This is a genomic window from Clostridium sp. JS66 (assembly GCF_033561535.1).
Lineage (GTDB): Bacteria > Bacillota > Clostridia > Clostridiales > Clostridiaceae > Clostridium_AM > Clostridium_AM carboxidivorans.
Map to the genome: position 1 here is coordinate 5,600,983 of NZ_CP131467.1, position 16,664 is coordinate 5,617,646.

A 16,664-nucleotide genomic window follows, 5' to 3' on the forward strand; every position below is an offset into this window, starting at 1 on the left:
TGCCAACCTTCTTACTATTTTAAATTTAATAATATTTTTTCAAGTTTTCTAGCTATAGCTTCTCTTGCATAATGCTCCATTACATATTTTCTTCCGTTTTGTCCAAGCTTAGTTCTTAGGTCTGGATCTTTGTATAATTTTAAAACAGCTTCTGCTATCTCTTTAGAATTTTCTGGTTCAACAGTAATTCCAGCTTGTGCATCATTTATAAGTTTTTCAGCTTCACCTTCTACAGCTAAAACTATAGGTAATTCTGAAGCTAGTGATTCAAACATTTTGGAAGGTAATGCCCCCTTGAATAAATCCAGCTTCTTCAAAGGTATAATTGTGGCATCCATAGATGCTACTATTCTAGGCATTTTAGGTTTTGATTGTACTGGCATAAAAGTTACATTATTAAGTCCCTTTTCTTTTACCATATCAATTAGTTTCTGTTTTTCAGGACCATCACCGAAAAACAAAAATTGTATATCTTTATAATCTTTCAAAATATCTGCTGCTTCTATAATTACTTCTAGCCCTTGAGCTATACCATGAATACCAGCATAGCATATAGCAAATTTACCATCAACACCTAGTTCTTTTCTAAATTCTTCATCTCTATTTTCTCTTTTGAAGAATTCTGTATCTACACCATTAGTTATAAGGTGTACTTTATTCTTATCGAATCCTCTGCTAACTATATTATCTACTATTCCCTTAGTTTGTCCTGTAACTGCATGTGCTTTCTTATAGCAAAATTCTTCAAGCCATGTGGATAAACTAATCAATAATTTATTATGAAGTACTCCAAGCTTTACAGCAGATTCAGGCCATAAATCAGATATATTAAAAATAAACTTTGCTTTTTTTCTCTTAGCTAAAATATAACCTGACCATCCTAAAAATAGTGGAGGTGATTCTGTTATTATTGCATCCTGCTTATCTATATACTTTGATCCTGTAAGCACTGATGAAAATGTAAATGATAAATAGTTTCTAAGTCTTTTTGTAAAACTTTTATCCTTTGTTGCATAAATACTTGTACGAACTATTTTTATTCCATCTATTTCTTCAAGAACAACTTTTTTATCCCTGTATCCTTCAAATATTTCCCCCTTAGGATAATTAGGCATAGCAGTTAATATAGTAACTTCATGGTTAAACTTTTTTAACTGTTTAGCAAACTCAAAAATTCTATTTTGAGGAGCTCCAACTTCTGGAGGACAATATTGAGTTAAAAATAAGATTTTCATTTTTCCACTCCTTATTTTCCTATTATCTCTAGTATTTTGTATCCAGCTTTTCCATCTCCAAATATGTCCTTTTGCTGCTCTTTTGGCTCAAAATTAACTATTGAATCAAGTATTTTATTTTTATCTGTTCCTACAACCTTATTCCATCCATTTTGAACTGTTTCAACCCATTCAGTTTCATCTCTCATGGTTACACATGGTTTCTTTAAGAAGAAAGCTTCCTTTTGAACTCCGCCGCTATCTGTTACTATTTTTTGTGAATTCATCTCTAAATTTATCATTTCAAGATATCCTACAGGTTCTATTACTTTTACATTTTCATTAAATTTTAGTCCATAATCACTAATATATTTTTTAGTTCTTGGGTGCATAGGCAATATTACTGTTTTACCACTTTCATTTAATGCTTCAATTATATTTTTCAATCTATTTATATCATTAGTATTTTCTGCCCTATGTATTGTAGTTAGGATATATTCATTCTTGTTAACTTTAAGTTCATTAATTATGTTAGATTTATCTTCAGCTAACCCTTTAAAATGAAGTACAGCATCAAACATTACATCTCCAACATTATGAACGCCCTTGGTTATGCCTTCATTTTTAAGATTTTCTATAGCTGAAGTTGTAGGTACAAATAAGAACTTTGAAATGTGATCTGTCAAAATTCTATTTTGCTCTTCAGGCATAGTCATATTAAAACTTCTAAGTCCAGCTTCTACATGAGCTACTGGAATTAAAAGCTTACTAGCACATAGCGCTCCTGCCAATGTAGAATTAGTATCTCCATATACTAAAACCAAATCTGGTTTTTCCTTTAAATAGATTTCTTCCAACTTAATAAGCATTGTTCCTGTTTGATGTCCATGATTACCTGAACCAACTTCTAGATTATAATCTGGTTTAGGTATTTTTAGTTCATCAAAAAATACTTTAGACATATTTTCGTCGTAATGCTGACCTGTATGAATAAGTATTTCCTTGTGCTGTTTTCTTATAACATTAGATACAGCTGCAGCCTTTATGAATTGTGGTCTTGCTCCAACCACTGTTAATATCTTCATACTTCTTCCTCCTATTTGAAAAGCCTTTCTAATATTTTTGACTTATACTGCTTTTCTAAACATTATCATTTCCTTTAGTTTAATAATTTCTTCCATTCTTATTACAAATGCAGTTATTATAAATACAATAACTCCAGCAAATGAAGAAATTAAAATTTTAATAAATACTGAAACTGTTGATACATATTTTAAATTCAATACTATATTTAAATAATATATAACTATTAGCATAACAGCTGAAGCAATAATAGTTTTTATTGCAGTTATAAGTATCTTCTTACCATTCATGCTTCCTATTTTTCTTCTCAAACTGAAAATAAGCAATGCACAAGCTATATACATAGATGTAGCATTAGCTAAAGCTAATCCTTTAAGTCCTAGGAAATATTTATATATAAATATCAATATTACATTTAATCCAAGAGATATGGCACTATTTATCATTGGAGTCTTTGTATCTTGCAAGGTGTAATATGCTTTACATACGAAGTCTCTTAACCCAAAAGCTAAAAGTCCTAAAGAATAAAAACATAGTACACTTGAAGTTATATCTGTAGCACTTCTAGTAAATGCTCCTCTTTCAAATAGTATGTAAATAATAGGTTTACTTTGCATCATTACAATTAAAGATATAGGTAATATGAATACTATTAATGTACATATGGACTCACTTAAAGTAGATTTCATTTCCTTTATCTCATTATTAGCTGTTTGTCTTGCCATCTTGGGATAAATTACTGTGGATATGGCAACTACAAATATATCTACAAATAAAGCAAAAACTCTATAAGCATAAGTTAGAGATGATAAACTTCCCGCACTATATCCTGTAGCTACTCCCCTCTCAACAAATGTATTAATTTGCTGAACTCCTGTTCCTAAAATAACAGGAATAAGCATTAAACACATTCTTTTAAGCATAGGATCTCTGAAATTTATTTTAAAACTATGTTTTAATCCAATCTTTATTACATATGGTATTTGAGGTAGTATTTGAATTGCAGTTGCAATAAGAGTTATTATAGTAAATCCCATTACCCCATACTTTTTACCAAAGATAAACAAATATCCAATTATAAGCACATTAAATGGAAGCGCTACTAAAGAAGGTACTGCAAAATTATTTTCAGACTGCAGCATGGCATTAAATATGTACAATACAGCATTAACTATAAGTGTAGGTATTAATATAATAGTAAGTAATTTTGTAAATTGAAGCTTATCACCTGCAAATCCTGGATTTAAAAGAGATACTATAGGATTTATAAAAATTACACATACTATAGATATAATTACAGTTATGAATATAAAGAAATTCAAAACATTTCTTACAAATTCACATGCTTCTTTCTTACCTTGTTTCCTCTTTTCATTATAAAGCGGAATTAGTGTAGTAGTAATTGCTGCTCCTATCATTATAAATAATACATTGGGAAGGTTAAATGCTGCATTGAAAGCATCTAGCTCTATTGTTCCAAATTTTGCAGCTGTTACACTGTCCCTTAATAGTCCAAGTATCTTGCTTATAAAAGTACATGCAACTATTATAGTAGCACTTTTTACTAATTTATTTCCATCGCTCATTTTTTCACCTTTTTATTGCCTACTATATAAATTGATACATGATATTGTAACACCATACATTATCCAATATGGAAAGAAGTAAGTAACAGAACTTGGTCCAAGACTAGATAATGCAAAACCAAACAATACCGTCATTAATGTATAGGCTGATATTTTAGCTCCATAATCCCTTATATTGGATATAAGAAGCAATCTATATAATAAATATAAATAGTAAATTCCATATAGAATAAAGAAGAAAATTCCAAAGTCACCAAGTACCTCTATAATTAACCCATGAGGACTGTATATTCCATGAGTATTTCCTTTATCCATTAATTGCTGAGTAGTATTTCCTGCACCAAAGCCTAAAAGCCTTTTATCATGAAATACACCTTCGATTACATCATATACAACTGTTAATCTTTCACTCTCTGAACCTTCTTCACCAACTTTAACATTTTCTATATTAGTAATTTTGTTCATCTTTTGTTTCATTTCATTACGATAGATAGCACTATTTCTCATCACAAATACATAACTGAATTTGTATACAACGCCAAAACCTATGACAATTATTAATGGATATACTAATCCTTTTAATCTATATTCTTTTAACATAGCTAAAGTAAAGATTGCTACAATTAATATTGCAGCCAAAAGGCTAGCTCTTGATGTTGTAAGTACTATTGCAGCAAAAATGAGTAAGCTGCATAATAAATAACCTATTTTTTGTTTACCATATCTTGAAAATGTAAAAAGAAATAAAGGAATAGGTAAACATAAATTTAAAAGCGTAGCCAAGTTATTTGGATTATATGAAAATACTATAGGTCTTGTTTGCAGAAGTTTTATCTCCGCTTCAGACAATTTATTAACAGTATAACTATAATAATGTTTTACTGGCAATTCCACACCAGTAGCAGTTTCTATTATTCCTATGATAACTATTACTGAAGCTATTAGTGCAATGACTTTTATAGTATTCTTAAATTTTTCTTTAGTGTTATTATATACAATAATCACTGCTAAAAAAGCAAACATCATAGCATAAATTGCGATATATTTAATATTAAAAGATTTATTCTTTGACCAAAAATAACCTGCACATATGTATATAAACCATATTATAAAAAAGCCTAAAATCTTTTTATCCATGTTTACATTTATTCCACCATTTTTAATCCACTGCAACGCTGTAAAAATAATCATCAGGAACAACATCACATGAAAAAAATAAATTTGTTCATGACCTGGCAAATATGCTGTGTATTCAAATGCAGCAGCTACTAACAGTGTGCAATACAATTTATCATATAATTCAGGTGAATAAGTTAAGCTTAAGCTTAAAGCTGTGCATACAAAAAATAGCATTCCAATTACATAATTGTGAATTAGAAATGATCTTGCAAGTACAGCAATAAATACTACACATAAAAATCCTAAGCTCTTTTTATCTAGTTTGTTCATCTGTTTTTCCTCCCGAAATCAGAAAACTATCATATAATTTCTTCATAGTTTCTGCATTATGTATCCAATTATATTTATCTTCAACTAACTTTCTAGCATTAACAGAAAATTTCCTTATTTTATCTTCATCTTCTATTAAAATTTTTAATTTTTCTTTTAGTAGTTTGCTGTCTTTAGGTTCTACAGTATAACCATTTAAATCATTAAAAACTATTTCTGTTAATCCACCAACGTTAGTTGACACTACCGGTCTTCCGCATGCGCATGCTTCTACTGCTGCTACTCCAAAACTTTCTCTTAAGGATGGTATACATACTATATCCATCATATTTATGTATTCAGGTACCTTTACATTATCTACCTTTCCTGTAAAAGTAACTTTATTTTCTATATTTAATTTTGTACATAGACCTTCTAAATTTTGTCTTTCTTCTCCATCCCCAACTATCATCAATCTTATATCTTTATCACTTTCTCTACATAAATCATTAAAAGCATTTATTAAATAATCTATTCCATATACTTTATTTAAATTTTTCATTACGCCTATAGTTATATAGTTTTTTTGCAAAACTGGAGTACTTTCTTTGAACTTATCTATGTCCACTCCAAAGGGAGTTATTGTTATATCCCTTTTGTTTTTATAATATTTTCTAGTTTCATTAGCCATATCCATACTAGTAGAACATACTGCATCTGCACCATTAAGTATGTATCTTAACAACTTAGCATTAAAAGCATTAGAGTTAGGGAAATCATATACATCACTTCCCCATACAGATACAATAAAAGGGTGATATCCGCTGAGCTTTCCAAAAAGTCCGTAACTTGTAGCATAATGACTATGTAATATATCTGGTTTTATTTCATTTATTAATTTTTTTATTTTACTAACAATAAAAAAGTATGATAGCTTACTTTGAAAAGGTGGCTTTATAACGAAAGTCTTTACATTTTTACTGTACTTATATTTAGTATCTCTCATAGATATTAAATATATTTCATTATCAAAATTCGAAAAATAATTTATCCATTTTCTTGTATGGATGCTTTCTGCATCTGCTAAAAAACATATTTTAGCCATTAATTACACTCCCTAAAAACAGCAAGAGTTGACAATGGACATTGCCAACTATCTGCTGAATAATGTTTTATGTTATTGATTCTTAAGTAGTTGATCTTCTGGCACTTTTCTCAATTCTTTAGCTGGATTTCCTGCCACTATAATTTCCTTTTGTACATCTTTTGTTACTACACTTCCTGCAGCTACAAAACTATCTTCATTTATAACTTTTCCAGGTAATATTGTAGCTTGAGCTCCAATTCTTCCACCTTTTTTAACAGTAACTCCTTTAAAATGATTGTACCTTTCTTTTGAGCGAGCTGCAAAATTATCATTTGAAGTTACTACTCCAGGCGCTATAAATACATTATCCTCAACTTCAGAATATGCTGTTAAATAAACGTTTGTTTCCAATTTACAATTTGAACCAACCTTACAGAAGTTCTCAACAGCAACTCCTCTTCCTATTATTGTTTTACTTCCTATAGTTACATTTTCTCTTACAGTAGCTAAATCTGCAATAAGAGTTTTTTCTCCTATTTCACAACCACAGTAAACTATAACTCCTGCCCCTATTAAGCATCCTTCTCCTACTATAGCCGGTGGAAGCTCCTTTTCATCTTTAAATATACTGTTTACAGCTCTCATAGGCTGTTTTCCTACTACTGTATTATCATCTATTCTAACATTATCTCCTACCTTGCTGCCTTTATGTATTATTACATTGTGACCTAAAATACAGTTATCACCTAAAACCACATCATCTTCTATTACTACAAATTTACCAAGGCTTACATTAGAACCTATTTTAGCTTTATCTGATATATAGTTTTCCATTTTTAATTCTCCATTCTAAAATACTATTATTTATGTATTTTCTCCACGTTCACCATTTCCATAGTTGAAAAACTTTCCATAGGGAACTTAACTGGCATTCCTGTAAGTCTGGATTTGTATGCTGCAAGAATTATAGACATACCTTTTTTACCTTCTTCACCACTTACAAGCGGAGCTCTATCATTATTTATAGCATCTATCATATCTTTAAATAATGGATTATGACCAAATCCGTAAACAGAATCTGGATCCGCACCTTGAGCTTTTAATATTTCATCTTCATTGTCTTTGTTGTCTTCAAATCTCCATGTCTCTATTTTGTTTACTGCAAGACCGCCTATAGCTACAGTTCCTTTTTCTCCAAATATACTTAAAGTTTCCTCTAGATTCTTTGGATATACACAAGCACTTCCCTCTACTATTCCTATAGCACCATTTTTAAATCTTATAATTATTGCTCCAAAATCTTCTGCTTCTATATCTCTTAAAAATGTATCACACTGTGCATATACAGTATCAATTTCTCCACCCATCATCCACTGTAATAGGTCTATGTTATGTATGCACTGATTCATCAAAGTACCACCATCAAGTTTCCATGTACCTCTCCATGGAGCTTGAGTATAGTAACCCATATTTCTATTCCAAAGTATTCTTGCAGTTCCATTAACAAGTCTGCCAAATCTATTTTCTTCTACAGCTTTTCTTAATTGTTGTATTGGTAAATTAAATCTATTTTGATGACTTACACACAACTTAACATTGTTTTCTTTTGCACACTTTATCATTTTATCAGCATCTTCTATGGATAAGGCCATTGGCTTTTCAACTATAACATGCTTCTTCTTATTCATGCAGTACATAACTATTTCTGGATGATAACCACTTTCTGTAGCTACAGTTACTACATCTATTTCCTCTTTTTCAAGCATTTCTTTATAATCTGTATATACAGATACTTTAACATCTTTTCCTAACTTTGTTACATATTCTTGTCTTTTTTCTTCTGCCTTTTCTTTTATAACATCACAAGTAGCCACTAAAACAGCTTCTTCTTTATTAGCAATTAATGCTTCTACATGCTTATAAGATATTCTTCCACATCCTATAATTGCAAACTTCATTGTTTTCATACTCTATCACTCCTGATTTTTTATTTCCATTAATCTAAACCATCGTTTAATAATATTTTCGGAAGGTGATCTGCCTTCCGAAAATTTTACTATAGTTTATGAATTTTTTCTCTGTTATTCTTTACATCTTTTGTAGCATTTCTTGTATCATAAAGCAAATTAGCTTTCTCAACTATTGTTTCATAATCATAACAGCTGTGATTTGTAGTTATAATTACAATATCAGCAGTTTCTATTGTTTCTTTCCAATCTACTGAAAAATACTCTTTTCCATTGTGTTTAAATTTAGGAATATAAGGATCGTTTATTATTATATTTGCACCATTTTTCTCTAAATGTTCTATAACCTTAAGAGCTGGTGATTCTCTCATATCATCAATATCATTTTTATATGCTACACCTAGTAATAATACATTAGCACCATTCATTGCTTTCTTTTGAGTATTTAAAAGCTTCATTGCATTATCTACTACAAAAGCTGGCATAGAATCATTTATATCTCCTGATGCTTCTATTAATTTAGTATGGAAATCAAATTCTTTAGCTTTCCATGACAAATAGAATGGGTCTAATGGTATACAGTGACCACCAAGTCCTGGACCTGGATAAAATGCCATAAATCCATATGGCTTAGTTTTAGCAGCTTCTATTACTTCCCATATATCTATTTTCATTCTATTACATAATATAGCCATTTCATTTGCAAGACCTATATTTATGTTTCTAAAAGTATTTTCAAGTATTTTTTCCATCTCAGCTACAGCTGGTGAAGATACTGTGAAAACTTCTCCTTCTAAAACATTTCTATAAAGAGTAGCAGCTACTTCAGTACATTCTGCTGTACAACCACCAACTACCTTTGGAGTATTCTTAGTTTTATACTGTTTATTACCTGGATCAACTCTCTCTGGTGAAAATGCTAAGAAGAAATCTTTTCCACACTTTAGTCCACTTTCTTCTAAAATTGGTTTTAATACTTCATCAGTAGTTCCTGGATATGTTGTACTTTCAAGAACTATAAGCATTCCTCTGTGTAAATACTTTGCAACACTTTTAGCTGAATTTACAACATAAGATAAATCTGGTTGTTTGTATAAATCCAATGGTGTTGGTACTGCTATTGAAACAGCATCCACATTTTTTACAAAGCTAAAATCTGTAGTAGCTTTTAACCTTCCTTCTTTTACTAATTTTTCTAAATCTGTATCTAATATATCGCCTATATAATTTTCACCTTTATTGACCATCTCTACTTTTTTATCTTGAACATCAAATCCAATAACATTATATCCAGCTTTAGCCTTTTCAACTGCAAGTGGAAGTCCTACATAACCTAATCCTACAACACCAAGTTTAGCTGTTTTGTTTTTTAACTTTGATATTAATTCATCTCTTAACTGTGACATCTTTCTTCCTCCCGTATTTCCTATAATCTCGTAACTATATCTACTGTTACGCTTATTAGCTTAACTTTCTGTATGTTTATATATTAACATACTTATCATTTTCAGATATTATTTTTTTACGTATCTGAAATATACTTAACAAATGACACTTTAAATTTATCATTTGTGATTTAACTTTACTTTTTTCTTTTATATGTTGGCACTTTTTCTTCAACAAGCTTAACTATGCTTTCTTTATCCATATACGCAACATTACTAAATTGCTCTATTGACTCTTCTATAAATTTCATATCTTCACCCATAGGTTTATCTACAAATATTTTATCATGCTCTGTAGAAGTTAAAGCGACCTCATTCATTAATAATTCTTCATACAATTTTTCACCAGGTCTAAGTCCTGTATACTCTATTTTGATATCTACATCAGGTTTATAACCTGATAAAGTTATCAAATCTCTAGCTAAGTCTACTATTTTTACAGGCTGCCCCATATCTAGTACAAATATTTCTCCGCCTTTAGCTATAGCTCCTGCTTGAATTACAAGCTGTGCTGCTTCTGGAATGGTCATAAAAAATCTATTTATTTCAGGGTGAGTCACCGTAACTGGACCTCCATGAGCTATTTGCTTTTTAAATAGTGGTATTACTGAACCATTGCTTCCTAAAACATTACCAAATCTAACTGCTACATACTCTGTTTCACTAGCCTTATCAAAGGCTTGAACCATAATTTCGCAGAACCTTTTAGTAGCTCCCATTATATTAGTAGGATTTACAGCTTTATCTGTACTTATTTGTACAAATTTCTTAACTTTAAATTCATCACAACATTTAAGTATGTTGTATGTACCTATAATATTATTTTTAATAGCTTCTGATGGATTTTCCTCCATTAATGGTACATGTTTGTGTGCTGCTGCATGGAATACTACATCTGGCTTATACTTATCAAAAATTTTATTCATTCTTTTTTTATCCCTTATAGAAGCTATAATAACTTCTTTGTTAAGCTCAGGGTGATTATAGTTTAATTCCATTTGCACATCATATACATTGTTTTCATAAATATCCAATATCAATAATTTTTTAGGATTAAATCTGGCTATTTGTCTACAAAGTTCTGACCCTATTGAGCCACCTCCCCCTGTAACAAGAATAGTTTTATCTTTTATATATTTATTGATATTTTCATTATTAAGCTTGACTTCATCTCTTCCTAGTAAGTCCTCTATATTAACATCTCTTAACTTACTTATATTAATTTTTCCATCTATTATTTGATATATTCCTGGTAGAGTTTTTAACTTACACTTAGTATTTTTACATATATTTATTATTTCCCTTTTTATTCTAAGGTCTGCTGATGGCATAGCCAGTATAATTTCCTCTACTCCTTTTTGATTGCATACTCTATTTATATGTTCTCTTCCACCTATGACTTTTATTCCATTAATCAGCTTTCCCTTTTTAGACTCATCATCATCTATAAGTCCAACTATATCATAAGTTAAGTCTTTATGCCTTTTTATCTCTTTTATAAGCATTGCTGAAGCATCACCTGCTCCGATTATAAGTAATTTCTTATCATGTTTTTTTCCAGTCTTTTCTTCTTTACTTTCTTCTTTAACTCTGTAATTAAATCTTATTCCACCTAATGCAATTACAGATAGAATCCAAAATATTATATGTACTGAAAATGGAAATCTGTAATAAGGTGTCTTTTCTAAGAATTTATAATTTATAACATAACTATATATTACAAATATAATATTTGATATAGATATTGAATATATAATAGACATTAATTCTTCAATAGAAGCATATTTCCATATACTATTATATAATTTAAAAAACTTGTTAAATATTAAAGTTATGACAACCACTGGAATTACTGACAACTTTATAATTATCATATATTCTGCTGGTATTTTGAAATCAAATTTCAAAAGAAAAGAAAAATATAAAGACGCTATAAGAAAAACTATATCATATATTATAAGCTTCTTGTCTCTCTCCATGTTAACACATCCTCAAACATTATTGTAAAAGCTTTATATTAAAACTCCCTTTTTCTATTTTACATCATAGAAAAAATTATTCAATATATTTTTTTAATAAGTCATTGCAGCTAAAAAAAGAGTTGTAAGATTTTACAGCTCTTTACTCTTATCTTTTTTTTCTGATATTTCATTTTTAAGTTGTTTGAAAAAATCTGTTTCACCTAGTGTTAAAAGGTATTCCATAAAGGATTCTTTTAGTTCATCTCTTCTCAGTGCAAATTCTACAGTAGCCTTAAGGAATCCTAATTTATCGCCTACATCGTATCTTCTTCCTTCAAAATTATATGCATACATTGCTTCAGATTTAATTAAAGTTCTCAATGCATCTGTTAGTTGAATTTCGTCTCCTTTACCTGGTGTAGTGTTACTTAATATATCAAATATAGCAGGAGTTATTATATACCTTCCTAATATTGCAATATTTGAAGGTGCTTCTTCTACCTTAGGCTTTTCAACTAAATCTTTTACTTTATAAACTCTATCTTCAATATACATTCCTTTTACTATTCCATATTTATATACATCTTCCTTATTGACTTCCTGTACACCTATAATAGATGTTTTGTATTCATCATAACAATCTATAAGCTGTTTTAAACAAGGGACCTTACTATCTACTACATCATCGCCCAGCATTACTGCAAAAGGCTCATCTCCAACAAAGGTTCTTGCACAACTTATAGCGTGTCCAAGTCCTTTAGGCTCTTTCTGTCTTATGTAATATATATCTGCCATATTAGATATTTCCTTAACTAAATATAATAAATCTTCTTTTTTATGATCTTCTAAATCTTTTTCTAATTCTACTGATTTATCAAAATGATCCTCTATAGCTCTTTTGTTTCTTCCTGTTATTATAAGAATTTCTTCTATTCCAGAAGCTACTGCTTCCTCTATAATATACTGTATTGTAGGCTTATCAACTATAGGAAGCATTTCTTTAGGTTGCGCCTTAGTGGCGGGCAAAAATCTTGTTCCAAGTCCCGCCGCAGGTATTATAGCTTTTTTTACAGTCATAAAAAATCTCCTTTCACTCTCAATCAAAATATTACAAAATACATACCCTATTTATTTTTTACGTTTATTCTCTTTATATACTTATGTAAAAAATTATTTTCACTTTATTATTTCAGAGAGTTGAACCACAATCTCATCCTCAGGATTTATTTTTTTTGCAATTTCCAAGTGAAGTTTAGCATTTTTTATGTCTTTATCATTTAAATAACACATGATAAGGTTAGTGCATATCTCTATAGATTTAGTTGCTTCAAAAGCTTTTCTTAAATATCCTATAGCAGTTTCATAATCACCTAGTGAAGCATAATTTATTCCAAGTTCATTTACAACTTCAACGATACTACTATCTATGCTAATTGATTCATTTAGATAATATATAGCTTTTTCGTAATTTTCTAATATTCTATATGCTATAGCAATATAATAGTAAAGTGTAGCATCGTCCCCAAATTCATCAAGAAGAGGCAACAGAAAGCTTAAAGCTTCTTTAGGCATATCGTACAATATTTCCTTACCTTTTTCATAATTTATAATTAATTTTAGTGATTCCTTAAATTCTGTAATATCTAAAGATTCTTCTCCACCACTAGAAATATAAGTATTTATGCAAAAAAGAGCTTTATCAAAATCTCCACGCTCTTTCATTATAAGTGCTTCATAAAAATATGGCATTGGATAATTTTCATATTTCTTTAACTTTTCAATAATTTGTAATTCTTCATCTTCGTAGCTTTTATCTAATTTCCTTAGCTCATCTACTATTATTAGAATCTTGTCATAAATTTCAACACTATCTTCAATTTTGCATAATCCCTTAATAAGTATATATGCATCCTCATAATTTTTATGTTTTATATTTTCCGCAATTTTTCCTTTAATAAACTTATCGCTCTCTTTTAAATTAATTAATATATTAGTATACACATCATTAAACTTAAACTTTTCATCTGCTCCCATAACATAAAACATACCCTCAATAAAAAAGCTTACAGGAAGCTGACCGACATTTTTTTCTGTTTTAACTTTACCTACTATACTAGAAGCTTTAACCGGAATATATATGTCCTCATCACTTTCTATATGAAATAAACTTTTTATATTTTCCTTTTTTATTTCTAAAAATAAAGCTTCAGATAATTTGTCTGCAAAACGAGATTTTGTATTCATAAATATAACACCTACTTAATCTAATATATTGACACTTTGAATTTTACTACAAATATTAGTTAATTTAAAGTAAAAACTATAATAGTTCATAATTATATCACAGTTATCCATGTAAAAACAGTATTAGCTTCTCACAGTTTAAAAATTATGCGATACAAGGATACAGTGGAAGTTTAAATTTTAACTTTTGCTGCGTGATATATGGTAAGTGTTTCATCACGGCTAAATGTTTTAATTATTCTAAAGCTCAAAATTTTTGAAAGCCTAAGAACTTTGTCAAACTCGGTTCCCTCAAACAGGACTAAAGTTCTAAGACTTTCAAAAATTTTGAGCTAAGAATAATACTAAAACAATTTAGCTAATGTGATGAAACACTTACCATATATCACTACATAAAAGTTAAAATTCAAACTAGTGACTTCAAGCTTACACATATAATTAAATTGTAATAAGCATTGCTGCATTTTTTATTAAGAGTCATATGATTAATGTATTATATGTACATGTAATGCACTAAGAAGTAACTTTCAACTGTATGTAGACTGATATATGTTGTGAAGGAAGATTCGAACGAATTTTAGAAGTTCTTTGCTTGAGATATTGAAAAATACCGTAATTTTTGCCAGGAAGGCAAAAGCTCCGAAAGCGACAGGACGTCGCATTTGAGGAGGTAGGGATTTTTCAATATCTCAAGCATTAGAACTTCTTAATGAAGTGAGTTTTCCTTCACAGCATATATCAGCCGGAATACAGTTGAAAGTTACTTCGTTTACATTCACTTATGTCACATTATGCTTATTAAATCACTTAACAATTACATGCTTCGTCTATAATTTTCATAACATTATTTTCAAATAATTTCATTTTTTCTTCTGAATCTTCTATGCTGTTACCAGTTACTGATAAATAAATCTTCATTTTAGGCTCAGTACCTGAAGGTCTTACTACGAACCAGGAATTGTCCTCCATTATAAATTTCAGTACATTTGATTTAGGTAATTCTATTATTTTTTCACTAATATTTATTAAATCCTTTTCTATACTTATCTTATAGTCCATTTTCTTTGCTATTTTAACTTCGCCTAAAGTGTATCTCATAGAATGCCTTAAATATTGAAGAGCTTTTTCTATTTTTTCTTGTCCTTCTTTTCCTTTAAGTACTAACGATACTAGTTTTTCTTTGTAGAAACCGTACTTTTCATATAAATTCATTAAAGCTTCATATAAATTCATACCTTTATTCTTGTAATATAATGTCATTTCACATATAAGCATTGAAGCTATAACTGCATCTTTATCCCTTACAAAGTCTCCTGCTAAATATCCATAGCTTTCTTCAAATCCAAATAGGTATTTTTTATCTCCTTTTTTTTCAAATTCTCCTATCTTCTCACCTATATATTTAAATCCAGTCAATACATCCACAAGATTTGCTCCATAGTCCTTTGCAATATCTGATGCCATTTCAGTAGTAACTATTGTTTTTATTATAGTTCCATTTTCAGGTAACTTATTCAGTTCTTTTAAAGATGATAATATATAATGAGTTAATAATGTTCCAGTTTGATTACCTGTTAATACTTTATATTCTCCATTATTATCTTTAATAACTATACCTATTCTATCACAATCTGGATCTGTTCCAAATATTATATCAGGTTGGATTTTGTTCGCCATTTCTAATGCTATATTAAAAACCTTAGGATCTTCTGGATTAGGGTAAGCTGCTGTAGGGAAATATCCATCTGGCTGTTCTTGTTCTTTTACTACAGTCACATTTTTATATCCTAATTCCTTAAGAACTCTTCTTACTGGTATATTACCTGCTCCGTGTATTGGAGTGTAAATTATTTTTAACTCATCTGCAAACTTACCTACTAATTCTTTTCTTATAGTTAGATTTTTTACTCTACTAATATACTCTTTATCTACTTCTTCTCCTATTATATTTAAAAGTCCATTTTTCTTTGCATCTTCAATATTCATAGTCTTTATTTTATTAAAATCATTTACTTCCTCAATAAATGAGAAAATTTCCTTTGCAGATTTATCCGTAACCTGTCCACCATCTTCTCCATAAACCTTATATCCATTATATTCTTTTGGATTATGTGATGCAGTTATTACAATACCTGCTTTACTTTTAAAATGTCTTACCGTATAAGATAATATAGGTGTTGCTCTTAATGATTCAAATAAATAAACCTTTATACCATTAGCACACAAATTTGCTGCTGCTGCCATTGCAAACTCTTTAGACATTATTCTTGAATCATAAGCTATACTTACAGAAATATCTCCTTCATACTTATTTAACAAGTATTGTGATAACCCTTCAGTAGTTTTCCCAACAGTATGTATATTCATTCTATTGGTACCCATACCAATAATTCCTCTTAGGCCACCTGTTCCAAATTCTAAATCTTTATAAAATCTATCTTCTATCTCTTTTTCATCCTGTAAATTTTTCAATTCCAATTTTGAACTTTCATCTAAAAATTCCGAACTCAACCAAGAATCATATTTTTCTCTATAAGACATTTTATAGCCCTCCTTTAATATGTAATATTTAACATTTATTATTATACTACAATTATATTACAATAATGAGTATAATGATAAACAATTTTATAAACTTTTTATAAAAAT

Annotated in this window: 12 protein-coding genes; all 12 read right to left on the minus strand. The window is 29.3% G+C overall.

Annotated elements, in window-relative coordinates:
* Window positions 1-14: 14 nt before the first annotated feature.
* The 12 genes from Q6H37_RS26015 to Q6H37_RS26070 all read right to left on the minus strand — a co-directional run bounded on the left by Q6H37_RS26015 (window position 15) and on the right by Q6H37_RS26070 (window position 16,556).
* Window positions 15-1,235: a glycosyltransferase family 4 protein gene (locus Q6H37_RS26015; RefSeq protein ID WP_318737784.1), complete on the minus strand. Its 1,221-nt coding sequence runs from the start codon at window positions 1,233-1,235 to the stop codon at window positions 15-17.
* A gap of 11 nt (window positions 1,236-1,246) precedes the next feature.
* A complete protein-coding gene (gene wecB, locus Q6H37_RS26020) occupies window positions 1,247-2,299 on the minus strand; it encodes a non-hydrolyzing UDP-N-acetylglucosamine 2-epimerase (RefSeq protein ID WP_318737787.1) in 1,053 nt (350 codons plus the stop codon).
* A 42-nt stretch (window positions 2,300-2,341) separates the two neighbouring features.
* Window positions 2,342-3,883, minus strand: coding sequence for a murein biosynthesis integral membrane protein MurJ (gene murJ / locus Q6H37_RS26025; RefSeq protein WP_318737788.1), 1,542 nt, complete (start codon window positions 3,881-3,883; stop codon window positions 2,342-2,344).
* Window positions 3,884-3,895: 12 nt separating this feature from the next.
* Window positions 3,896-5,332, minus strand: coding sequence for an O-antigen ligase family protein (locus tag Q6H37_RS26030; RefSeq protein WP_318737789.1), 1,437 nt, complete (start codon window positions 5,330-5,332; stop codon window positions 3,896-3,898).
* On the minus strand, window positions 5,316-6,416 hold the full coding sequence (locus tag Q6H37_RS26035) for a glycosyltransferase (RefSeq protein ID WP_318737791.1): 1,101 nt from the start codon (window positions 6,414-6,416) through the stop codon (window positions 5,316-5,318). The genes Q6H37_RS26030 and Q6H37_RS26035 overlap by 17 nt, the downstream gene beginning before the upstream one ends.
* 72 nt (window positions 6,417-6,488) lie before the next feature.
* On the minus strand, window positions 6,489-7,232 hold the full coding sequence (locus tag Q6H37_RS26040) for an N-acetyltransferase (RefSeq protein ID WP_318737793.1): 744 nt from the start codon (window positions 7,230-7,232) through the stop codon (window positions 6,489-6,491).
* 26 nt (window positions 7,233-7,258) lie between these two features.
* Window positions 7,259-8,365: a Gfo/Idh/MocA family oxidoreductase gene (locus Q6H37_RS26045; protein WP_318737795.1), complete on the minus strand. Its 1,107-nt coding sequence runs from the start codon at window positions 8,363-8,365 to the stop codon at window positions 7,259-7,261.
* Window positions 8,366-8,454: 89 nt separating this feature from the next.
* Complete coding sequence (locus Q6H37_RS26050) at window positions 8,455-9,771, minus strand: nucleotide sugar dehydrogenase (protein ID WP_318737797.1); 1,317 nt, start codon at window positions 9,769-9,771, stop codon at window positions 8,455-8,457.
* 176 nt (window positions 9,772-9,947) lie between these two features.
* A complete protein-coding gene (locus tag Q6H37_RS26055) occupies window positions 9,948-11,789 on the minus strand; it encodes a nucleoside-diphosphate sugar epimerase/dehydratase (RefSeq protein WP_318737798.1) in 1,842 nt (613 codons plus the stop codon).
* Window positions 11,790-11,921: 132 nt separating this feature from the next.
* Window positions 11,922-12,848, minus strand: coding sequence for a UTP--glucose-1-phosphate uridylyltransferase GalU (gene galU / locus Q6H37_RS26060; protein WP_318737800.1), 927 nt, complete (start codon window positions 12,846-12,848; stop codon window positions 11,922-11,924).
* A 99-nt stretch (window positions 12,849-12,947) separates the two neighbouring features.
* On the minus strand, window positions 12,948-14,015 hold the full coding sequence (locus Q6H37_RS26065) for a tetratricopeptide repeat protein (RefSeq protein ID WP_318737802.1): 1,068 nt from the start codon (window positions 14,013-14,015) through the stop codon (window positions 12,948-12,950).
* An 807-nt stretch (window positions 14,016-14,822) separates the two neighbouring features.
* A complete protein-coding gene (locus Q6H37_RS26070; protein ID WP_318737804.1) occupies window positions 14,823-16,556 on the minus strand; it encodes a phospho-sugar mutase in 1,734 nt (577 codons plus the stop codon).
* Between the last annotated feature and the right edge of the window lie 108 nt (window positions 16,557-16,664).